The following is a 20,599-nucleotide window of genomic DNA, read 5'->3' as shown; positions in this document are numbered from 1 at the left end:
ATTTACGTTATTATTTTGTTTTACCTACATAATGACCGACAAAGACACATCTGCACTCTCTGAAAAAGACGGGGTTTCTCAGCCTGAAACCACCAGTAAATCATCTGCAGAAAAAATAAAACGTAACAGAAGAAAAACTACCTCAACTGAAGAATTTGTTACTCAAATAGTTGCTGGTAATATTCCTTTTTTAAGTAGAGCTATTACGTTAGTGGAAAGTACGAATCCAAAACACCAACAACAAGCCAATGAAATTTTAGAAGCTTGTTTACCGCATGCCAATAAATCGGTTAGAATTGGAATTACAGGTGTTCCAGGTGTAGGAAAAAGTACGTTTATTGAAGCTTTTGGTAAGCATTTAACTTCTTTAGGAAAAAAAGTAGCTGTTTTGGCGGTAGATCCAAGTAGTTCTATTAACAAAGGGAGTATTTTAGGTGATAAAACACGTATGGAGGAATTAGTAACTGATGAAAATGCTTTTATACGCCCTTCTCCTTCTGGAACTTCGTTAGGTGGCGTTGCTCAAAAAACACGTGAAAGTATTATTTTATGTGAAGCAGCTGGTTTTGATACTATTATTATTGAAACGGTAGGTGTTGGACAATCAGAAACGGCTGTACATTCTATGACTGATTTCTTTTTATTGTTGAAATTGGCAGGTGCTGGTGACGAATTACAAGGTATTAAACGTGGAATTATTGAAATGGCGGATGCGATTGTGATTAACAAAGCAGATAGCGGTAATGAAAAAAATGCTAAACTAGCGAAAGTAGAATTTAACAGAGCTTTACACTTATATCCTGCTAAGGAAAGTGATTGGCAACCTAAAGTTTTATTAGCTAGTGCATTGCATCATCAAGGAATTGATGCTATCTATGCTATGATTGAAGAGTACATGGGTTTAGTGAAAAAATCAGGCTACTTTCAACAGAAAAGAGATGATCAAAATAATTATTGGTTGTTAGAAACCATTAATCAGCAATTAAAAAGTAATTTTTATAACAATCCAAAAATTAAAGAATTATTGCAGCAGGAAATTGCAAAACTAGAAAATGGGAAAACGACACCGTTTACTGCAGCAAAACGATTGCTAGAAAATAACTAAATTATGGAGCTCATAATGGGCACTTAATAAAATTTTATTTTTAAACAACTATAAATACCTAACTGGTATAATTTACAGACATATGGAAGATAACACCCTCACTTGGAATGACTTTACAAAGGTAGAAATGCGTATTGGTACGATCATTTCTGCCGAGGTTTTTAAAGAGGTTAAAAATCCTGCCTATAAAATGCAGGTTGATTTTGGTGATTACGGAATTAAAAAAACCTCAGCACAAATCACTAAACTGTATCAGCCTGAAGATTTGATAGGAAAACAAGTGGTTGCTGTGGTAAACTTTCCTAAAAAACAAATTGCTAATATGATGAGTGAATGCCTTGTATTAGGTGGTTTAGGTGATGGTAAAGAGGTTACTTTGTTAACTACTGAACGTGCTGTTAAAAACGGGACAAAGATTGCGTAGCATTCTTTCCTGTTTTTTATCAAGTTTTATTTGTATTAAGAGAAATCAGCTTTTTGAACTTTTTAGCTTTAATAAATTACTACCCCAGTCCATTCTTTAAATTTAGAAAAGTAATGCTGTCAAATTGTTGCTCTAAAAAATCAATTGCTCGTTGACTACGTACTCCTGATTTACAATAAACAACCATAGGCTTTTCAGTATTTATTTCATCATATCGTTGAGCAAGCTCTCCTAAAGGTATATGTTGTCCTCCAATATGGTGCTGCTCTCGTTCCCAATCTTCACGAACATCTAATAAATTATAGGATGTTAGATTATTTTGTAACTCCTCTAGAGCTATCTCGTGAGTAGCTGTTTTTATTCCGCAAAAGAATTCATAATCGTTATCTAATTCAATAACCTCAGCTTTATCGGTCTTTTCAAACTTTAATATCATTTGACGCATGCTTAACGTATCATACATCAATAATTTATTAGCTAACACCTCTCCTATTCCACAAATAATTTTAATAGTTTCATTGGCTTGTAAGCTTCCTATGATTCCGGGTAATACACCTATCACACCAATTTCTGAACAATTGGGTGATTCTTCTGGTTTGGGTGGTGTTGGATATAAACATCGATACGTAGCACTTCCCTTATAATTAAAAACACTTACTTGTCCTTCAAACTTAAAAATAGCCCCATACACCAATGGCTTTTGTGTTAATACCGCTGCATCGTTGGTTAAATAACGAGTGGCAAAATTATCGCTACCATCTACAATTACATCATATTTTTCAAATAATGAAATAGCATTCTGATTAGTTAATTTTTCTTTATATACATGAAACTGAACAAAAGGGTTTAACTTTGACAAACGATTTACTGCTGTTTCTGCTTTAGACTTTCCTATATCGTCTATTGTATATAATATTTGACGCTGTAAGTTACTTTGGTCTACTACATCATCATCTATAATTCCAATCGTACCTACACCTGCTGCTGTTAAATATTGTAGTACAGGACACCCTAATCCACCGGCCCCTATCACTAATACCTTGGATTGTTTTAATTTTAATTGCCCCTCTTCTCCTACTTTATTGAGAATTAAATGACGGTTGTATTGTTTTTGTTCTTCTTTTGTTAGCATTTGGTTATTAGCTATTCGCTTTTGGCTATTAGTATTTATTTTACAACTTTATTTTCTTAACCTTGAGTATAATACATTTAACATTTTTCTTATTGAAATTATTTCTCTATTTAAATTTTCATGATCTTCGTACGACAAATAATTCAATTCACTTGTAAGCTCTAGAAGGTACTCAACATCAGCTGATTAACCTGATGCTATATTAACAAAATAAGCAAATTCTTTTTCTGTATTTCTACTAACTCCTTCAACAATATTCGTTGGAACTGATAATGAAGCTCTTCTTAATTGTGAAGTTATTCCATATATTTCTTCTTTAGGAAAGCCTTTAGTTAACTCGTACACTTTTAATGCTAGCTCATGTGATTTTTTCCACACTTCAAACTTTCGATAATTTCTCATAGCTTTTTTATTTGTTTTTCAATCTTAATCATTACCTCAAAAAACCAAGTGCTAACAGCTAAAAGCCAATCTATCCAAACTGCTCCCAATCTTTCCAAACCACTTCTAACCCTTGACCTTTTAGCATCTGTACAATTTCTTCTGTACTTCGTTCGTCTGAAATTTCAAATTGCTCTAACGATTGTGGTTCAACACTATATCCTCCAGGATTTGTCTTTGACTCTGCACTTATTGAGGTTGCCCCTAAATTAACAATATTATTCCTAAAAACTTCACTTTCTCGGGTAGACATTGACAGTTCTACATCTTCATCTAATAATCTAAACGCACAGATTAATTGTACCAAATCTGCATCCGTCATTTCTACTTTGGGTTCTAATCCTCCTGAATGTGGTCTCAAGCGTGGAAATGAAATAGAATACTTCGTTTTCCAGTAGGTTTTTTGTAAATATTTTAAGTGTAATGCTGTAAAAAAGCTATCAGCTCGCCAATCTTCCAGTCCAAATAAAGCTCCTAATCCTATTTTATGAACACCTGCTTTCCCCAATCTATCAGGGGTTTCTAAACGATACTCAAAGTTTGATTTTTTCCCTTTCGGATGATGTTTTTTATACTCTTGTTTATGATAGGTTTCTTGATATACCAATACGGCATACAACCCATTCTCAATTAACAATTCATATTCATCTTGATCTAAAGGTTGAACTTCAATAGTAATATTTGAAAATTGTGAACGAATGAGCTGAATCGCGTTTTTGATATAATCAACTCCCACTGTTCTGTTAGCTTCCCCAGTAACTAACAAAATATGATCGTAGCCTTTTTTCTTTAAAAAAGCAACTTCTTTTAATATTTCATCGTCGGTTAATGTTCTTCTCGGAATTTTGTTTGTAAAACTGAATCCGCAATACGTACATATATTCTGACACTCGTTACTCAAATACATTGGAGCATACATTTGAATGGTATTTCCAAATCGCTTTTTAGTAAGCATGCGACTCCTTTGCGCCATTTGCTCTAAAAATGGTTTTGCTGCAGGAGAAATGAGCGCTTTAAAATCTTCCAAATCGAGTTTATCCTTAGATAAAGCACTTTCAACATCAACGGATGTTTTATTGAAAATGCTTTGTAAAGTTTCATCCCAATTGTATCGGTTGAATATGGTTTTAAAGCTTTTGGCTGTTAGCTCTTGGCCATTAGCCTCTAGCTTTTCTATATTACTTTTTGTTTTGTTTACTAACATCGTATTAATTTTAAATAAGCTAATGACTAAATGCCAACAGCTTTAATTTAAAAAACTCGTTAACGGACTACTTGCTTCTGCTTGTTTTCTTTCGGGAGCTAATTTTGCTTCATAAGCCATTCTTCCTGCTTCAACTGCCATCTTAAAAGCTTGCGCCATCGCTACCGGATTTTGTGATACCGCAATAGCTGTGTTTACTAAAACAGCATCAGCTCCTAATTCCATAGCATATGCCGCATGCGAGGGTGCTCCAATACCAGCATCTACAACTACTGGAACATTAGATTGTTCTATAATGATTTCTAAAAACTCCAACGTCTTCAATCCTTTATTACTTCCAATGGGCGCTCCTAAAGGCATTACACATTGTGTTCCTACTTCTTCTAATCGCTTACATAAAACCGGATCTGCATGAATGTAAGGCATCACTACAAATCCTTCTTTTACTAATTCTTCAGCAGCTTTTAAGGTTTCGATAGGATCAGGTAATAAATATCTTGGGTCTGGATGTATTTCTAATTTTACCCAATTCGTTTCCAAAGCTTCTCTAGACAATTCAGCTGCAAACACTGCTTCTTTTGCTGTACGAACTCCCGAAGTGTTTGGTAATAAATTGATTCTTGAGTGGCTTAAATGTGATAAGATATCATCATCTTCATTTTGAACATCTACTCTTTTTAAAGCAACTGTTATCAATTCACTTTCTGATGCTAGTAAAGCCTCTTTCATTAATTGTGAGGAACTGAATTTTCCTGTTCCTGTAAATAATCGTGAGGTAAATGTTTTATCGGCTATTGTTAAGTTGGTATTCATTATTGCTAATTTATTGAGCTCCTATTTTGTACACTTGTTCATTGGTACTTGGAGCTTTTAAAATTTTATGAAATGTAGGAATCGAGTTGAAATTTTGTGTAATTGCTCCTGAAACAGCGACTCCATATACTCCTGTGTTTATAACTTCAGATACGTCTTCTATAGTAATTCCTCCAATGGCTATTATTGGAGTGGTTGTTTTCAACTCTTCTAATAGCACTTGATATCCAGTAGTTCCTAAAACTGGACTCAAATTCTTTTTAGTTTCAGTAAACTGATAAGGACCTAAACCAATATAATCTACTCCTTTTTCTAAGAGTTTTTTACAATCCTCCAAAGTATTGGCTGTTCCCCCTACGATATATAAATCACCTAAATACTCTTTTGCTTTTAACGGACACGTATCTGTTTTTCCTAAATGAACTCCATCTGCTTTAACTTCTTTAGCTACTCTGTAGTAATCGTTTATGATTAAACGAGTTTGAAAATGACTCGTAATTTCTCTCGCTTTTTGTGCTGTTTCTAAAATAGTTTTCGGATCCAGATTCTTTAATCGGAGTTGTACCCACTCTGCTCCAGAAGCACAAGCTCTTTGAACATTTTCTAAGTGTTCTTCTGGAGTTTTCCCTTGAGTTATATAGTGTAATTTACTTATCATGTATAGTTGTGCTCTCCTAAGAGCGTTTTATTAGAGTTTAAAAATTGTTCTGTATACCATTTGGCATTTGTACATGCATCTTCTAAAGAAAGTTGTTTGGCTATGTTTGAAGTTAAAGCTGAAGACAACACACAACCGCTTCCATGCTTTTCAAAAACGGATGTAGCTTTCGGTGGAATATTCAATTGTACTATCTTACTGTGATATACTTCATCCCATCCTTTTTTATCTTCTCTATGTCCTCCTTTTAAATAGATATTGGTCTTTTCTGAAATGAATTCAATGGTTTCTTCAATCGATTTATTAGAAAACAAAACTTTGATTTCATCATAATTTGGAGTGATAAAATCACAATGTTGCAATACTTCTTCAAACACCTTTATATTCTCTTCGGAATGAAAATCAAATCCAGCACTGGCTTTTAAAATAGGATCCAATACTATTTTTATGGATGAATTGTATTTTTTTAGTGTTTGAACAACCTCCAATAATACATTCCAAGATTGGATGATTCCTATTTTTGCTACTGATATTTCAAAGCGTTCAAATAAAGTTTCTATTTGACTGATGATGGTTTCTTTATCAATCCAAACACAGTCTTTAAAATCGATGTCATTTTGAACTGTAACTGCTGTACATACCGATAATCCATATAACCCATGTGCTTCAAAAGTTTTAATATCCGAAGTCAATCCTGCTCCACTTGACGGATCAAATCCTGCAATCGTTAGTATGTAAGCTTGTTGTTTCATTTTTTATTAATATGCTTTCTTTTGATAAAAAGATTACTTCTTCATATACTTCTCGTAATGACGCTTGATATTTTTAAAGCTTTCAACTGGGGTTTCTGTATTCCAAACTCCTCCTAACACACCTATTCCTTGAAAACCTAACTCTAAGGTTTTTTGAATGGTATCAGTATTAATTCCGCCCATACCTATAATGGTTTTATCAATATGATTTACATCAAAACCTCTTCCTTCGTATCCTTTCTTTGAAATAGAAGAGAAAACAGGACTTAATAAATGGTAATCAAATTCGATGTCGCAATTCGCTAGAACTGAAGGTTCATGAAAAGAGCTACTCATCGTTTTTCCTATCATGTTTAATCCTATAAAATATTCGCTTCCATTCTCTAAAGCATCAATTCTTTTTTGCTCTTGAAAATGAATTCCTTTTAGGTTGAATTCATTAATGAGTTTATGAAAATAATGAGTAACTATTCTATCATGATACTTTTCATCTATCTTATTCAAATAAGCTACATGCTCCTCGTAATTCTTATCAGGTTTTCTGAAATGATAATATTCCAATCCTTCTTTAAATAATTGTTGAAGGATTTCAATCTCATTTGGAATATCTTTTTCTGGAGCTATTAAAACAATCATATAGTGAATTTTAAATTATGAATTACGAATTTAGAAATTGTCAACTCGTAATTCATAATTCTAAGTTTAGGTTTTATAGATAAACTTCTGAACCTTTGTCTTTAAACTCTTTAGATTTTTCCTCCATTCCTTTTGCAAATACTTCGTCTCCTTCCACTTTATTTTCTGCTGCAAAGTCACGTACTTCCTGCGATATTTTCATAGAACAGAATTTTGGCCCACACATAGAGCAAAAATGTGCAATTTTAGCTCCTTCTGCTGGTAAGGTCTCATCGTGATATTCTCTAGCTAATTCTGGGTCCAATCCTAAATTGAATTGATCTTCCCAACGGAACTCAAAACGTGCTTTACTTAAAGCATCATCTCTGTGTTGCGCTCCCGGATGTCCTTTTGCTAAATCCGCTGCATGGGCTGCTAATTTATAAGTAACTACTCCTGTACGTACATCTTCTTTATTAGGTAACCCTAAATGTTCTTTTGGTGTTACATAACACAACATGGCACAACCAAACCAACCAATCATTGCCGCTCCAATTCCTGAAGTTATATGGTCGTATCCTGGAGCAATATCCGTAGTTAAAGGCCCTAAAGTATAAAACGGAGCTTCATCACAAGCTTCCAATTGCTTATCCATATTTGCTTTAATCATATGCATTGGCACGTGACCTGGACCTTCTATAAAGCATTGTACTTCATGTTTACGTGCTATTTTTGTTAGCTCCCCTAACGTTTCTAATTCAGCAAATTGCGCTTCATCATTCGCATCGGCAATACAACCTGGTCGTAAACCATCTCCTAACGAAAAAGCAACATCATAAGCCTTCATAATTTCACAAATTTCTTCGAAATGAGTATATAAAAAGCTCTCTTTATGGTGTGCTAAACACCATTTTGCCATGATAGAACCTCCTCTTGATACAATCCCTGTAATACGTTTTGCCGTCATAGGCACATAACGTAAACGAACTCCTGCGTGAATCGTAAAGTAATCTACTCCTTGCTCAGCTTGTTCAATTAAAGTATCTCTAAAAATTTCCCAAGTTAAGTCTTCAGCAATCCCATTTACTTTCTCTAAAGCTTGATAAATAGGTACGGTTCCTACAGGTACAGGTGAATTACGGATAATCCACTCTCTAGTTTCATGAATATTTTTACCTGTAGATAAATCCATAATATTATCAGCACCCCAACGACATGCCCAAACTGCTTTTTCTACTTCTTCTTCTATTGATGAGGTGGTAGCTGAATTTCCAATATTCGCATTGATTTTCACCAAGAAATTACGACCTAAAATCATAGGTTCTGCTTCTGGATGGTTGATGTTTGAAGGAATAACTGCGCGTCCTCTTGCTACTTCCTCTCGAACAAATTCAGGAGTAATTTTTGTAGGAATACTTGCTCCGAAATCTTCCCCTGGATGTTGTTTAGACAAACGTGTCATTTCATCTATTCGCTGGTTTTCACGAATGGCAATATATTCCATCTCGGGGGTAATAATTCCTTTTTTTGCATAATGTAACTGAGTTACATTTTGTCCTTTTTTAGCTCTCTTAGGTTTATGCTTTAAGTTAAATCGTAAATGGTCTAAACTTTTATCATTTAAACGTTCGTTACAATAATTCGAAGTAAATTCATTTAATTCTTCTACATCTCCTCTCTCTATAATCCATTCTTCTCGAATACGTTCTAATCCATTATGAATATTAATCTCTTTATTGGGGTCTGTATAAGGACCTGAAGTATCGTATACTGTAACTGGCTCATTAGGTGTTCTTTTTTTAGTCATCGAATCCACAGTATCACTCAATTCAATTTCGCGCATTGCTACTTTTATCTGTGGATGAATTTTTCCTTGAACATATATTTTTTTGGAGTTCGGAAATGGTTGTCTTGTTACACCATCTTGTTTTGGAGCTGTATCTTTTTTCTTCATTTTAAGGTTGTTTGTTTATAATTTGAATTTTGTTTGCTGAAAATATTATCCTCCTTGTGTAGATTTAATGATTAAAACTTCATCATTGTTTTGGAGTAGTTTTGAAGACCAATCTGTTTTTTTTACCACACTACTGTTAACAGCAATAGCAATTCCATTGGTTTTAATTTGTAGTTTATCTACTAATTCTTGCAATACTAATGGGCTTAAAAACTCTTGTTGATTATTGTTTACTTTTATCGTTATCATACTAACATATATTTAAAGTAAACTGTAGAAGAAATTCAGAATTGTTTTATTATGAACAATACCTAAATAAGATTTTATAACTTTTCCCTACGCTGGTGTTAACCATATCAGGTTCAAAGGATCTTTCTCAAACTAGCGAACTAGCTACTCCTAAAGTTTACTGCAACAAATATAAACGTTTATTTTTTCTAAAACGACCTCTATAAAAATAAAAAAGCGAACTTTTAAAAGTTCGCTTTTTACAAAAATTATTATAATACTATAAACTCTTTACCTTTTTAGTTACTTCTTCAAGAACTTCAAACGCCGTTTCAGCCATTTTATTTCCTTTAAAGTCTAGTAATGGGTTTACTTCAACAAACTCCAAACAAGCTACTTTATTACTTGCTAACAATCCGTTAATTATATCAATGATTTCATGTTGATCAAATCCTTTAGGTACTGGTGTTCCTGTACCATAAGATATCATATCACAATCCATTGAATCTACATCAAACGACACATATATTACATCACAAACAGATAATTTATCTAAAGCTTCGTTTACACAAACATCTAATCCACGGTAACGAACTTCAGCAACCATATAGTTTTTAATACCATATTTTTCCATTTGTTTGTCTTCTGGTTCTTCTGTATCACGAACACCAAAGAAAATGATGTCTTCAGGTAAAACTTTTTGCCCTGGAGTACCTATGTTTTTCATACGTTCCCACAACTCTGATGTTTCTCTGTCTACATCATTAATTTGGCAGTCTAAATTATCATCTGAAATAGCGGCAGATAAAGGCATTCCGTGAATATTTCCTGATGGTGATGTATAAGGAGAATGTAAATCTCCATGAGCATCAATCCAAACTACTCCTACTCTTTTATTAGGGTTAGCTGCTTTTATTCCACTGATAGTTCCTAACGCTGAAGAATGGTCTCCAGACAAAACTATAGGAAACTTCCCTTCTTGTAAATTTACTTTCACGTGGTTACTTAATCGTTTACATTGATTAAAAACGCTATCAATTCGTTTTGCAAACGAATTATTTACCTTGTTATAAATAGATTCGTTTTCAGTGATTACATCTTCAAAATCAAAAGAATCGAAATAATTACTTTTTTTATTTATCGCTGCAATTTCAATCGCATCTACTCCCATGTCAGACCCACGAGTTCCTGCTCCAATGTCTGATCTGTTTTTGATAATTTTAATTTCTTTCATCATGAGTTATTTTACATAAAAAAATGCCATTTAATTATTTTAAATGACACTTTTTAAATAGTTTATCTCTTGTCTAATTCTACGAATTCCCTTAAGTTCTCTCCAACGTAAACTTGACGTGGACGACCAATTGGTTCTTTGTTTAAACGCATTTCTCTCCATTGAGCAATCCATCCTGGCAAGCGCCCTAGAGCAAACATTACTGTAAACATTTCTACAGGAATTCCCATAGCTCTATATATTATTCCTGAGTAGAAATCTACATTTGGATATAGTTTTCTATCTACAAAATATGGGTCATTTAATGCTTCTTGCTCTAATCCTTTTGCTATATCTAAAATTGGGTCTTCAACTCCTAAGTCGTTTAACACTTCATCAGCAGCTTTTTTAATGATTCTTGCTCTCGGGTCGAAGTTTTTATATACACGATGTCCGAATCCCATTAAACGGAAAGGATCATTTTTATCTTTAGCTTTTGCCATGTACTTTTTAGTATCTCCCCCATCTTCTTTAATTGCTTCTAACATTTCAAGTACTGCTTGATTTGCTCCACCATGTAAAGGTCCCCATAAAGCTGAAATTCCTGCTGATAGCGATGCAAATAATCCTGCATGAGAAGAACCTACAATACGTACTGTAGATGTAGAACAGTTTTGTTCATGGTCTGCATGTAAGATTAATAACTTATCTAGGGCATCTTTAACTATTGGATTTAATTCATACTCGTCATTAGGTTTTTGAAACATCATTGTTAAAATATTCTCAACATAACCTAACTTACGTGAACCGTAATTTAATGGCAATCCTTGTTTCTTACGTAAAGTCCAAGCTACCAATACTGGGAATTTCCCCATTATTTTAACAATAGCTTTATACATATCTTCTTCTGAGTCAACATTAACAGAAGATGGATTAAAAGCTGTTAATGCAGACGTTAACGACGATAATACCCCCATTGGATGTGCATTCTTTGGAAAGGCATCAATAATTTTTTTGATGTCATCATCAACAATAGCTTCATCTAAGATGTCTCCATAAAATTTATCTAATTGTTCTTTAGTTGGTAATTCTCCAAAAATTAACGCATAAGCCACTTCTAAGAAATCTGCTTTTTCTGCCAATTCTTCAATTGAATATCCACGGTATCTTAAGATACCTTCTTCACCGTTTAAAAATGTTATAGCACTTTGGCATGAACCTGTATTCTTGTATCCTGGGTCAATAGTTATAACTCCACCCGTGGCTCCTCTTAAGGCTTTAATATCAATTGCAGTTTCATTTTCTGTTCCTTTTATTAAAGGAAACTCATACGTATTTTCGCCAATTTGTAATTTTGCTATATCTGACATTTTTTACTATAATTTTTTATGATTGAAGTGAGTTGCGAAGATACCATTTTTTGAATTATTTTAAAAGTTAGAATTGATAGATTTTTAATATGTAAAAATCAGTTTATTTTATTAAAAAAAACAAATCTAATCTTACTTATAATACAACGCCTTACCTAGAAGAAAGACACAATTAATTTCTTTTATAAAATTGATTTAATCTTAATTCTCTTATTTTTTCAGACCTTACAAACTTATTTAAGCATACCAAATTCCGTATTCTTTTAGAGTGTGTATTTTTTTCTTGATAACAAATTAAATACACAATATCTTTTATTTAACTCCGTTAACAAAACAACATATATTTTTAGAAAAAATTAATTCAATTCATAAAACCCTTTCACAATGAAAAAAATTAAATTTATTATTGCATTATTATGCATATCAATTCTTGCCGTACAATGTACCAAAGAAGACAATAATTTAACAAGCGACAACGCCCCTATGGGGATTAACTCTCCAAGCATGCTAGAAATTAACAATGCTGAGTGTTACACTGTTGACGGTTTTGGACCAAACTCTTATTGGGCTGATGTCATCGTTAATCAATCTACTACCAATTTTTTAAAGGCTGAACACAACGAAGCAGCTAGTTTTTTTGGAATGGGTAATGTACCTTTATACTTAGCAGGTGGAGACGGAACTTTCAATGCTCTTTCTTATTCTAATGGTTATGTAGTATGGGGAGAAGAATTGCTAGCTAGTGCTTTAAATTATGGTAATGTTGCTATTGCTTATGTTGCTGCTCATGAAATGGCACATCAAGTACAGTTTAGAGACAATACCATTCCTAGCGGCAATCATGTTAGTGCTACTGAATTAGAAGCTGATGGTTTTGGAGGATATTTTATCCGTAGAACTTATACTAGTGATTGGAATACTGCAGCGGGTGCTTACAACTTCTCACAAACATTAGCTGGTCCTAATGGAAGTTCTCATGGTACAGCTGCACAAAGAAGATCTGCTTTTAGGTTAGGTTACTTATTAGGAGATAACGGTACCTATTCTAACAGAAACTTTGATACAAACTTTTTTTACTACTATGACTATTATGTAAAAGATGGTAGATTAAAGTTAGAATTAGTTAAGCCTGCTACTATCGAACAAAGTCAGCACGAGCATATTGTAGCACACTTAGAAGAGTTACAAAAAATTGCTTCAGGAGAAATTTCTGAAGAAGAATTCTTAAACTTAAATTAAAATATAATCGACTAAAATAAACGAATTGAATTTAATTTCAAAGGCTGTCTTATATACAAGATAGCCTTTGTTTATTTTATACTACTTAACCTTGATTTGGTTTTTCTTGATCTTCTTCATAATTCTTTTCAAAGCACTATGAATAATGAGGGTTGAGTTTTTAGAAGGTGCATAATCATTATCTCTTTCAGAAACAACTAATTTACCAACTACTGTTTGACTGTATATTATTTTAAATATGTTTAAATCGTAGATACTAAGTGTCACCTCACCTATGTTTTTTGAAGGATCAGTTAGAAAGTTACTTGCCCCTAAAACACCTACTTCATTGGATATATTTTTAGTTCTAATATCAATAAAGTAATCATAACCTGTGCCGTATTTTATATCTTTTAAAATAGATTTATCAAGACTAGGTGAAATATTACTAGGAATTAATAGTCCTTTCATGTTGCTAACTACCAAAAGTCTATTACCTATAAGTTCAGAAAATCGTTCATTTGCCATTTCAGTTAAGCCATCTTTTCTAATGTTTTTAAAAGAAGTAACATCATTTAACAACCACTTTCCTTTTCTGAAATCTAATCGTGAATTTACATCTCCAGAATGAGTGTATTTTACCAAATTACAAGACGTAATTACAATAACAGCAAGTAATATGTATAAGTATTTCATATTTCTATAAATCAAACCCTAAATTTAGTTGTAACATTAAGGGGAAAAAACCATGACCTCCATTTACATCAAAATAATAAATAGGTCCCATATCAAATAAAAAGTGAAAGTTTTTACCATATTTACGTTGGATACCCCAAGTAGGTCCGACAGCAAAATCTAAATTATCAGTTACTACATCATCTCCAAAAAGAGTTTTACCTCTTGTTAAAATACGAGCTGATATAAAATTTGCTGAATTGTTGGTTATATTCAAACCTTTAGTTTTACGTTTATCAAAATTATAAAACCATCTCTGTTGCACATCTAAAAAAGGGTTTATGGCATATACTAACCCTGTATCTACATCAGAAGCTGAAGAGTGTGGATAACTTCCACTATATCCTATTCCTACCCCTATAGAAAGAGTTGAGTTATTTCCAATAGGCATTTCATATTCAATCCCTGGGTTTAAAAAATTTACTCTCCAAACACGCTGCGTTAGTTGTTCTTGAGAAAATACTGTTGCAACAAATAAGCTACAAATAAGCAGGAATGATTTTTTCATAATTATTTTTTTAGTTCATAAACAACTATATAAAAAGTTAGAAGTGTTTTACCCTACTTTTACTTCTTATATTTAAACTATTTATCAAAAAACAATACTATACTTAACTAAAAAAGCCCGTACTTAAGTACGGGCTTTAAAGTTTATTAAAAAATTATTTTATTTTAAACGCTTTTTCTTTCGGATAATAAGCTACATCTGCCAATTGTTCTTCAATACGTAATAATTGATTGTATTTTGCCATACGATCAGAACGTGAAGCAGAACCTGTTTTGATTTGTCCACAGTTTAATGCTACAGCTAAATCTGCAATGGTATTATCTTCAGTTTCTCCAGAACGATGACTCATTACAGAAGTATATCCTGCATTATGCGCCATGTTTACCGCTGCAATTGTTTCTGTTAATGTACCTATTTGATTTACTTTAATTAAGATTGAATTTGCAATTCCATTCTCAATTCCTTTTGATAAACGCTCAACGTTTGTTACAAATAAATCATCTCCAACTAACTGAACTCTATCTCCTACTTTTTCTGTTAACATCTTCCATCCATCCCAATCGTTCTCATCCATTCCATCTTCAATAGATATAATAGGGTATTTTTCACATAATTCAGCTAAATAAGTAGCTTGTTCTTCTGAAGTTCTTACAGCACCTTTATCTCCTTCAAACTTAGTATAATCATACTGTCCATCTATATAAAACTCAGCTGAAGCACAATCTAATGCAATCATCACTTCTTCTCCAAATTTGTATCCAGCATTCTTGGTTGCTAAGGCAATTGTTTCAATAGCATCTTCTGTTCCTTTTAAAGTTGGAGCAAACCCTCCTTCATCTCCTACTGCTGTAGATAAATTACGGTCATGCAATACTTTCTTTAAGTTATGGAAGATTTCAGACCCTACTTGCATTGCTTCTGTAAAGTTTTGAGCTTTTACTGGCATAACCATAAATTCTTGGAATGCAATTGGTGCATCTGAATGTGAACCTCCATTAATGATATTCATCATAGGAACAGGTAAAGTATTTGCTGAAACTCCGCCTACATAACGATATAATGGTAATCCTAATTCATTTGCTGCTGCTTTTGCTGCTGCTAAAGAAACACCTAAAATAGCATTCGCTCCTAAAACTGATTTGTTCGGAGTTCCATCTAAATCAATCATCAATTGATCGATCATGTTTTGCTCAAATACAGATACTCCTAATAACTCTTGGGCAATAACTGTGTTAACATTTTCAACCGCTTTTAAAACACCTTTACCCATATAATTGTCACCTCCATCACGTAATTCAACAGCTTCGTGTTCTCCTGTAGAAGCACCAGATGGTACTGCTGCTCTACCTACAATTCCATTTTCTGTAGTTACATCTACTTCCACTGTTGGATTTCCTCTTGAATCAAAAATTTGACGTGCATGAATGTTTATTATGATACTCATAGTTATTTGCTTTTAATATAGATTCCCGTGATTGTTAATTCACGGGAATTTATTTATTATACTTTTAAAAATTTATGCTTTTACTTTTTTGATGTTCTCAATAAACTGGTCAAATAAGTATTCAGCGTCATGTGGTCCAGGACTAGCTTCTGGATGGTATTGTACAGAAAATACATTTTTAGACTTCATTCTAATACCTGCTACAGTATTATCATTTAAGTGTACATGTGTTATTTCCACATCAGGATGCGCTTCTGTTTCTTCTCTATTGATAGCAAAACCATGGTTTTGAGAAGTAATTTCTCCTTTTCCTGTCAATAAGTTCTTTACCGGGTGATTAATTCCTCTGTGACCATTGTGCATTTTATAAGTAGAAATCCCGTTAGCTAACGCAATTACTTGGTGCCCCAAACATATTCCAAACAATGGTAAATCTTTTTCGATAATTTCTTTTGCTGTCTTTTGAGCTTCTACTAGAGGCTCAGGATCTCCAGGACCGTTAGAAATAAAATATCCATCAGGGTTAAAATCACTCATTTGTTCAAAACTCGCATTGTAAGGGTACACTTTAATATAAGCCCCTCTTTTTGCTAAGTTTCTTAAAATATTTTTCTTGATACCTATATCTAAAGCTGATATTTTTATTTGAGCATTTTCATCACCTACAAAATAAGGTTCTTTAGTTGATACCTTAGAAGCTAATTCTAATCCTTCCATATTAGGAATTTCAGCTAATTGCTTCTTTAATTCGTCTATTTTATCTACTTCAGTTGAAATAATAGCATTCATAGCTCCATTTTCTCTAATGTAAGATACTAACGCACGTGTATCTACGTCTGATATAGCTACTAAATTGTGTTTCACGAACCAGTCTAATAAATTTCCATCTGAATCTACACGAGAGTGTGTAAAACTAAAGTTACGACAAATTAATCCTGAAATTTTAATTCCTTCTGATTCTACTTCTTCATTATTAACTCCATAATTACCAATATGAGCATTGGTAGCTACCATTAATTGTCCAAAGTATGAAGGGTCTGTAAAAATTTCTTGGTACCCTGTCATTCCAGTATTAAAACAAATTTCTCCTGTTGCGGTTCCTTCTATTCCAATAGATTTTCCGTAGAAAATAGTTCCGTCTGCTAATAGAACTAATGCTTTTTTACGTGTTTGATATTTCATTTAGTGGTGTTGTGTAATTTGTTTGCAAAAATATATAAAAAAAGGGACAAACATTAAATGTTTATCCCTTTGATATAATTTATAAAAATTCTCATTTTTATTCTTCTTCTTGTGAAGTTTGAGTTTCAACAGCTGCAGCTTCAGTTTTCTTCGCTCCACCACGACGGCTACGACGAGTACTCTTTTTAGCTTTATTTCCTTTTGGATTGTATAACTCGTTGTAGTCAACTAATTCAACCATTGCCATAGGAGCATTATCTCCTTGACGGTTTCCTAACTTGATGATACGAACATATCCTCCTGGTCTGTCTGCTACTTTTACAGAAATTTCTTTGAATAATTCTGTAACAGCTTCCTTGCTACGTAAGTAACTAAATACTACACGACGGTTGTGAGTTGTATCGTCTTTAGATTTTGTAATTAAAGGCTCAACAAACTTACGTAAAGCTTTCGCTTTAGCTTCAGTAGTATTGATTCGCTTGTGCTCTATTAAAGAACAAGCCATGTTAGATAACATCGCTTTTCTGTGCGCTGTTTTTCTACCTAAGTGATTAAATTTCTTTCCGTGTCTCATGACATTTGGTTTTAGCTCTCATCTTGCTACTACTCTAATTTAGAGGAGCAAAATATGAAAGGTTAATCTTTATCTAATTTGTATTTGCTTAAATCCATTCCGAAATTTAAACCTTTGTTAGCCACTAACTCATCCAATTCTGTTAATGATTTTTTACCAAAGTTTCTGAACTTCATTAAATCGCTTTTGTTAAATGATACTAAGTCTCCTAAAGTATCTACTTCTGCAGCTTTTAAACAATTTAAAGCACGAACTGATAAATCCATATCAACTAGTTTCGTCTTTAATAACTGACGCATATGTAATGATTCTTCATCATAAGTTTCAGTTTGTGCAATTTCATCTGCCTCTAAAGTGATACGCTCATCAGAGAATAACATAAAGTGGTGGATTAAAATCTTAGCTGCTTCTGTTAAGGCATCTTTAGGATTGATAGATCCATCAGTATCGATATCGAAAACTAATTTTTCGTAATCGGTCTTTTGCTCTACACGGAAATTTTCAACAGCATATTTTACATTCTTTATTGGAGTGTAAATAGAATCTGTAAAAATTGTTCCTAAAGGCGCACCAGCCCTTTTATTTTCTTCTGCTGGTACAAAACCTCTACCTTTTTCAATGGTAATTTCAGCATTTAACGTTACTGATTTATCCATGTTACAAATTACTAAATCTGGATTTAGTACTTGAAAACCTGAAATGAACTTTTGTAAGTCACCAGCTGTTAATTGCTCTTGACCTGATATTGCAATAGAAACTGTTTCTCTATCTGATTCCTCAATCTGCTTCTTAAAACGTACTTGCTTTAAATTTAAGATAATTTCTGTTACATCTTCTACAACACCTTGAATAGTTGAAAACTCATGATCAACTCCGTCGATACGTAATGATGTAATAGCGAATCCTTCAAGAGATGATAATAATACTCTTCGTAATGCATTACCAACTGTTAATCCAAAACCTGGTTCAAGAGGTCTAAATTCGAATCTTCCTGAAAAATCAGTAGATTCAATCATTATTACTTTATCAGGCTTTTGAAAATTTAAAATTGCCATATTATTTTTCTTCGTTTTAATTGTTATTTAGTTGCGCGGTTTATAAGTGTGAAGAAATACGAATAAACCCTTTGGCTAAATACCAATATGATTAATTTATTACTTAGAGTATAATTCTACGATTAATTGCTCTTTAATGTTTTCAGGTATTTGTAATCTTTCTGGAGCTTTTACAAATGTTCCTGATTTTTGATCTGCATTCCAAGTTAACCACTCGTAAACATTGCTATTAGCTGCTAAAGCATTTTCAATAGCTTCTAACGACTTAGATTTTTCTCTTACTGCTACTACATCTCCCTCTTTTAATCTATAAGATGGAATGTTAACGATATCTCCGTTAACTGTAATGTGACGGTGAGATACTAACTGACGTGCAGCTCTACGTGAATTTGCAACACCTAAACGGTATACTACGTTATCTAAACGAGATTCACATAATTGTAATAAGATTTCACCTGTTACTCCTTGAGAAGCTGATGCTTTTTTGAAAAGGTTACGGAACTGACGTTCTAAAATACCATAGGTATATTTAGCCTTTTGCTTTTCCATTAACTGGATTGCATATTCAGATTTTTTACCTCTTCTTTTACCTACTCCATGTTGTCCTGGAGGGTAATTTCTTTTTTCGAAGTTTTTATCGTCTCCGAAAATTGCTTCGCCAAACTTACGAGCAATTTTAGTTTTTGGTCCTGTATATCTTGCCATTTCTAATTAGTTTAGTAGGGATTATGAATTAAGGCGTACTCCTTCGATAATCTTTTTAATCCTACTGTGTTAAAATACTTAATTTTTCACGCACAAAAGTACGCTAAATAAAGTATAAGTTGAAAATTAATTCAACTTATACTCTTCTTCTTTTAGGTGGACGACATCCGTTGTGAGGAATCGGAGTAACATCAATAATTTCTGTTACCTCAATACCTGAATTGTGAATAGATCTGATTGCAGATTCTCTACCGTTACCTGGTCCTTTAACATACACTTTTACTTTACGTAAACCTGCTTCTTTAGCAACGTTTGCACAATCTTCTGCTGCTAACTGAGCTGCGTAAGGAGTGTTCTTTTTAGAACCTCTGAAGCCCATTTTTCCTGCAGATGACCAAGAAATAACGTCACCTTTTTTGTTTGTTAAAGAAATAATAATATTGTTGAAAGATGCAGTTACGTGAGCTTCACCAACTGACTCTATTACAACTTTACGTTTTTTTGTTACTTTAGACTTTGCCATAATTCTTTACTATTAGTAAAAAATAATCAATGATTATTTTTTCTTGTTAGCTACAGTTTTTCTCTTACCTTTTCTTGTACGAGAGTTATTCTTTGTTCTTTGTCCACGTAATGGTAAACCAAGTCTGTGACGAATACCTCTTTGACATCCGATATCCATTAAACGTTTAATGCTTAATTGAACCTCAGAACGTAACTCACCTTCAATAGTGTAAGTTCCAACTTGCTCACGAATTGCTGCAATTTGATCATCAGTCCAATCTTGAACTTTGATACTTTCATCTATATTGGCAGCAGCTAAAACTTCTTTAGCTCTGCTTCTTCCTATACCAAAGATGTAAGTTAAAGCGATAACACCTCTTTTATTCTTTGGAATATCTATACCTGCGATTCTTGCCATAACTACCCTTGTCTTTGTTTAAATCTAGGATTCTTTTTGTTAATTACATATAATCTGCCTTTTCTGCGTACAATTTTGCAGTCGGCACTTCTTTTCTTTAATGATGCTCTTACTTTCATCAGTGTGTGTTTTTAATATCTGTAAGTAATTCTTGCCTTTGATAAATCATACGGACTCATTTCTAACTTTACCTTATCTCCTGGTAATAGTTTTATATAATGCATACGCATTTTTCCTGAAATGTGAGCCGTAACAATATGTCCGTTCTCTAATTCTACTCGAAACATTGCATTCGATAATGCTTCTGTAATAGTTCCGTCTTGTTGAATTGCTGGTTGTTTAGCCAT

The 20,599-nt window shown here is 33.1% G+C and carries 25 protein-coding genes and 1 riboswitch; of the genes, 3 read left to right on the top strand and 22 right to left on the bottom strand.

All coding sequences use genetic code 11. From position 1 onward, the window contains the following. Nucleotides 1-31: 31 nt before the first annotated feature. Nucleotides 32-1,105, top strand: coding sequence for a methylmalonyl Co-A mutase-associated GTPase MeaB (meaB, locus tag D6200_RS00240; protein ID WP_073181402.1), 1,074 nt, complete (start codon nucleotides 32-34; stop codon nucleotides 1,103-1,105). A gap of 82 nt (nucleotides 1,106-1,187) precedes the next feature. Then, nucleotides 1,188-1,529, top strand: a complete 342-nt coding sequence (locus D6200_RS00235; RefSeq protein WP_073181404.1) for a tRNA-binding protein — start codon at nucleotides 1,188-1,190, stop codon at nucleotides 1,527-1,529. A gap of 79 nt (nucleotides 1,530-1,608) precedes the next feature. Here D6200_RS00235 and moeB read toward each other — a convergent pair whose 3' ends face one another. From moeB to D6200_RS00180, 11 genes are all read right to left on the bottom strand, one after another. Further along, nucleotides 1,609-2,661: a HesA/MoeB/ThiF family protein gene (moeB, locus tag D6200_RS00230; RefSeq protein ID WP_073181406.1), complete on the bottom strand. Its 1,053-nt coding sequence runs from the start codon at nucleotides 2,659-2,661 to the stop codon at nucleotides 1,609-1,611. A 186-nt stretch (nucleotides 2,662-2,847) separates the two neighbouring features. After that, entirely contained in the window at nucleotides 2,848-3,063 is a 216-nt protein-coding gene (locus tag D6200_RS15585; protein WP_431197051.1) for a four helix bundle protein, read from the bottom strand. Nucleotides 3,064-3,133: 70 nt separating this feature from the next. Then, nucleotides 3,134-4,306 carry a 2-iminoacetate synthase ThiH gene (gene thiH, locus D6200_RS00220; RefSeq protein WP_083574751.1) on the bottom strand — a complete coding sequence of 391 codons (1,173 nt, stop codon included), beginning with the start codon at nucleotides 4,304-4,306 and terminating at the stop codon, nucleotides 3,134-3,136. Nucleotides 4,307-4,348: 42 nt separating this feature from the next. Next, entirely contained in the window at nucleotides 4,349-5,119 is a 771-nt protein-coding gene (locus tag D6200_RS00215) for a thiazole synthase (protein ID WP_073181409.1), read from the bottom strand. A 10-nt stretch (nucleotides 5,120-5,129) separates the two neighbouring features. Beyond that, nucleotides 5,130-5,777 carry a thiamine phosphate synthase gene (gene thiE, locus D6200_RS00210; RefSeq protein WP_073181411.1) on the bottom strand — a complete coding sequence of 216 codons (648 nt, stop codon included), beginning with the start codon at nucleotides 5,775-5,777 and terminating at the stop codon, nucleotides 5,130-5,132. Beyond that, nucleotides 5,774-6,529 carry a hydroxymethylpyrimidine/phosphomethylpyrimidine kinase gene (locus D6200_RS00205; RefSeq protein ID WP_073181413.1) on the bottom strand — a complete coding sequence of 252 codons (756 nt, stop codon included), beginning with the start codon at nucleotides 6,527-6,529 and terminating at the stop codon, nucleotides 5,774-5,776. The genes thiE and D6200_RS00205 overlap by 4 nt, the downstream gene beginning before the upstream one ends. A gap of 33 nt (nucleotides 6,530-6,562) precedes the next feature. Then, entirely contained in the window at nucleotides 6,563-7,165 is a 603-nt protein-coding gene (locus tag D6200_RS00200) for a thiamine phosphate synthase (protein WP_073181415.1), read from the bottom strand. A gap of 73 nt (nucleotides 7,166-7,238) precedes the next feature. Continuing rightward, nucleotides 7,239-9,098, bottom strand: coding sequence for a phosphomethylpyrimidine synthase ThiC (gene thiC, locus D6200_RS00195; protein ID WP_073181417.1), 1,860 nt, complete (start codon nucleotides 9,096-9,098; stop codon nucleotides 7,239-7,241). Nucleotides 9,099-9,143: 45 nt separating this feature from the next. Next, entirely contained in the window at nucleotides 9,144-9,347 is a 204-nt protein-coding gene (gene thiS, locus D6200_RS00190) for a sulfur carrier protein ThiS (RefSeq protein ID WP_047789808.1), read from the bottom strand. Between the two features lie 67 nt (nucleotides 9,348-9,414). Further along, a riboswitch (TPP riboswitch) is annotated at nucleotides 9,415-9,509 on the bottom strand. A gap of 97 nt (nucleotides 9,510-9,606) precedes the next feature. Then, complete coding sequence (locus tag D6200_RS00185; protein ID WP_231128385.1) at nucleotides 9,607-10,560, bottom strand: arginase; 954 nt, start codon at nucleotides 10,558-10,560, stop codon at nucleotides 9,607-9,609. Between the two features lie 62 nt (nucleotides 10,561-10,622). After that, nucleotides 10,623-11,909: a citrate synthase gene (locus D6200_RS00180; RefSeq protein ID WP_073181419.1), complete on the bottom strand. Its 1,287-nt coding sequence runs from the start codon at nucleotides 11,907-11,909 to the stop codon at nucleotides 10,623-10,625. A gap of 384 nt (nucleotides 11,910-12,293) precedes the next feature. Here D6200_RS00180 and D6200_RS00175 point away from each other — a divergent pair, with 384 nt between their 5' ends. Next, nucleotides 12,294-13,148: a neutral zinc metallopeptidase gene (locus D6200_RS00175; protein ID WP_073181421.1), complete on the top strand. Its 855-nt coding sequence runs from the start codon at nucleotides 12,294-12,296 to the stop codon at nucleotides 13,146-13,148. A gap of 81 nt (nucleotides 13,149-13,229) precedes the next feature. Here the strand turns inward: D6200_RS00175 and D6200_RS00170 are convergent, their stop codons facing one another. From D6200_RS00170 to infA, 11 genes are all read right to left on the bottom strand, one after another. Further along, complete coding sequence (locus D6200_RS00170) at nucleotides 13,230-13,823, bottom strand: hypothetical protein (RefSeq protein WP_125064355.1); 594 nt, start codon at nucleotides 13,821-13,823, stop codon at nucleotides 13,230-13,232. A 4-nt stretch (nucleotides 13,824-13,827) separates the two neighbouring features. Beyond that, entirely contained in the window at nucleotides 13,828-14,370 is a 543-nt protein-coding gene (locus D6200_RS00165; protein ID WP_073181425.1) for a hypothetical protein, read from the bottom strand. Between the two features lie 154 nt (nucleotides 14,371-14,524). Next, nucleotides 14,525-15,814, bottom strand: a complete 1,290-nt coding sequence (gene eno / locus D6200_RS00160) for a phosphopyruvate hydratase (protein WP_073181426.1) — start codon at nucleotides 15,812-15,814, stop codon at nucleotides 14,525-14,527. Between the two features lie 72 nt (nucleotides 15,815-15,886). Then, nucleotides 15,887-16,996 carry a glutamine-hydrolyzing carbamoyl-phosphate synthase small subunit gene (gene carA, locus D6200_RS00155; protein WP_073181428.1) on the bottom strand — a complete coding sequence of 370 codons (1,110 nt, stop codon included), beginning with the start codon at nucleotides 16,994-16,996 and terminating at the stop codon, nucleotides 15,887-15,889. A gap of 97 nt (nucleotides 16,997-17,093) precedes the next feature. Further along, nucleotides 17,094-17,570, bottom strand: a complete 477-nt coding sequence (rplQ, locus tag D6200_RS00150; protein ID WP_047789815.1) for a 50S ribosomal protein L17 — start codon at nucleotides 17,568-17,570, stop codon at nucleotides 17,094-17,096. 62 nt (nucleotides 17,571-17,632) lie between these two features. Then, nucleotides 17,633-18,625, bottom strand: coding sequence for a DNA-directed RNA polymerase subunit alpha (locus D6200_RS00145; protein WP_047789816.1), 993 nt, complete (start codon nucleotides 18,623-18,625; stop codon nucleotides 17,633-17,635). Nucleotides 18,626-18,724: 99 nt separating this feature from the next. Then, nucleotides 18,725-19,330 carry a 30S ribosomal protein S4 gene (gene rpsD / locus D6200_RS00140; RefSeq protein WP_047789817.1) on the bottom strand — a complete coding sequence of 202 codons (606 nt, stop codon included), beginning with the start codon at nucleotides 19,328-19,330 and terminating at the stop codon, nucleotides 18,725-18,727. Between the two features lie 136 nt (nucleotides 19,331-19,466). Next, nucleotides 19,467-19,853, bottom strand: coding sequence for a 30S ribosomal protein S11 (gene rpsK, locus D6200_RS00135; protein WP_047789818.1), 387 nt, complete (start codon nucleotides 19,851-19,853; stop codon nucleotides 19,467-19,469). 33 nt (nucleotides 19,854-19,886) lie between these two features. Beyond that, on the bottom strand, nucleotides 19,887-20,252 hold the full coding sequence (gene rpsM, locus D6200_RS00130; RefSeq protein WP_047789819.1) for a 30S ribosomal protein S13: 366 nt from the start codon (nucleotides 20,250-20,252) through the stop codon (nucleotides 19,887-19,889). 2 nt (nucleotides 20,253-20,254) lie between these two features. Then, entirely contained in the window at nucleotides 20,255-20,371 is a 117-nt protein-coding gene (gene ykgO, locus D6200_RS00125) for a type B 50S ribosomal protein L36 (protein ID WP_010181906.1), read from the bottom strand. Nucleotides 20,372-20,383: 12 nt separating this feature from the next. Continuing rightward, nucleotides 20,384-20,599, bottom strand: coding sequence for a translation initiation factor IF-1 (infA, locus tag D6200_RS00120; RefSeq protein ID WP_024740627.1), 216 nt, complete (start codon nucleotides 20,597-20,599; stop codon nucleotides 20,384-20,386).

Source organism: Tenacibaculum mesophilum, from assembly GCF_003867075.1.
In the GTDB taxonomy this organism is placed as follows: domain Bacteria; phylum Bacteroidota; class Bacteroidia; order Flavobacteriales; family Flavobacteriaceae; genus Polaribacter; species Polaribacter mesophilus.
The sequence above is the reverse complement of the archived record's forward strand: the minus strand, read 5'-3'. Positions and strand labels throughout refer to the sequence as shown.

Bases quoted from the DNA above. Each gene is read 5' to 3' on its own strand.
- meaB (WP_073181402.1), top strand. From the start codon at position 32: ATGACCGACAAAGACACATCTGCACTCTCTGAAAAAGACGGGGTTTCT.
- D6200_RS00235 (WP_073181404.1), top strand. From the start codon at position 1,188: ATGGAAGATAACACCCTCACTTGGAATGACTTTACAAAGGTAGAAATG.
- moeB (WP_073181406.1), bottom strand. From the start codon at position 2,661: ATGCTAACAAAAGAAGAACAAAAACAATACAACCGTCATTTAATTCTC.
- D6200_RS15585 (WP_431197051.1), bottom strand. From the start codon at position 3,063: ATGAGAAATTATCGAAAGTTTGAAGTGTGGAAAAAATCACATGAGCTA.
- thiH (WP_083574751.1), bottom strand. From the start codon at position 4,306: ATGTTAGTAAACAAAACAAAAAGTAATATAGAAAAGCTAGAGGCTAAT.
- D6200_RS00215 (WP_073181409.1), bottom strand. From the start codon at position 5,119: ATGAATACCAACTTAACAATAGCCGATAAAACATTTACCTCACGATTA.
- thiE (WP_073181411.1), bottom strand. From the start codon at position 5,777: ATGATAAGTAAATTACACTATATAACTCAAGGGAAAACTCCAGAAGAA.
- D6200_RS00205 (WP_073181413.1), bottom strand. From the start codon at position 6,529: ATGAAACAACAAGCTTACATACTAACGATTGCAGGATTTGATCCGTCA.
- D6200_RS00200 (WP_073181415.1), bottom strand. From the start codon at position 7,165: ATGATTGTTTTAATAGCTCCAGAAAAAGATATTCCAAATGAGATTGAA.
- thiC (WP_073181417.1), bottom strand. From the start codon at position 9,098: ATGAAGAAAAAAGATACAGCTCCAAAACAAGATGGTGTAACAAGACAA.
- thiS (WP_047789808.1), bottom strand. From the start codon at position 9,347: ATGATAACGATAAAAGTAAACAATAATCAACAAGAGTTTTTAAGCCCA.
- D6200_RS00185 (WP_231128385.1), bottom strand. From the start codon at position 10,560: ATGAAAGAAATTAAAATTATCAAAAACAGATCAGACATTGGAGCAGGA.
- D6200_RS00180 (WP_073181419.1), bottom strand. From the start codon at position 11,909: ATGTCAGATATAGCAAAATTACAAATTGGCGAAAATACGTATGAGTTT.
- D6200_RS00175 (WP_073181421.1), top strand. From the start codon at position 12,294: ATGAAAAAAATTAAATTTATTATTGCATTATTATGCATATCAATTCTT.
- D6200_RS00170 (WP_125064355.1), bottom strand. From the start codon at position 13,823: ATGAAATACTTATACATATTACTTGCTGTTATTGTAATTACGTCTTGT.
- D6200_RS00165 (WP_073181425.1), bottom strand. From the start codon at position 14,370: ATGAAAAAATCATTCCTGCTTATTTGTAGCTTATTTGTTGCAACAGTA.
- eno (WP_073181426.1), bottom strand. From the start codon at position 15,814: ATGAGTATCATAATAAACATTCATGCACGTCAAATTTTTGATTCAAGA.
- carA (WP_073181428.1), bottom strand. From the start codon at position 16,996: ATGAAATATCAAACACGTAAAAAAGCATTAGTTCTATTAGCAGACGGA.
- rplQ (WP_047789815.1), bottom strand. From the start codon at position 17,570: ATGAGACACGGAAAGAAATTTAATCACTTAGGTAGAAAAACAGCGCAC.
- D6200_RS00145 (WP_047789816.1), bottom strand. From the start codon at position 18,625: ATGGCAATTTTAAATTTTCAAAAGCCTGATAAAGTAATAATGATTGAA.
- rpsD (WP_047789817.1), bottom strand. From the start codon at position 19,330: ATGGCAAGATATACAGGACCAAAAACTAAAATTGCTCGTAAGTTTGGC.
- rpsK (WP_047789818.1), bottom strand. From the start codon at position 19,853: ATGGCAAAGTCTAAAGTAACAAAAAAACGTAAAGTTGTAATAGAGTCA.
- rpsM (WP_047789819.1), bottom strand. From the start codon at position 20,252: ATGGCAAGAATCGCAGGTATAGATATTCCAAAGAATAAAAGAGGTGTT.
- ykgO (WP_010181906.1), bottom strand. From the start codon at position 20,371: ATGAAAGTAAGAGCATCATTAAAGAAAAGAAGTGCCGACTGCAAAATT.
- infA (WP_024740627.1), bottom strand. From the start codon at position 20,599: ATGGCTAAACAACCAGCAATTCAACAAGACGGAACTATTACAGAAGCA.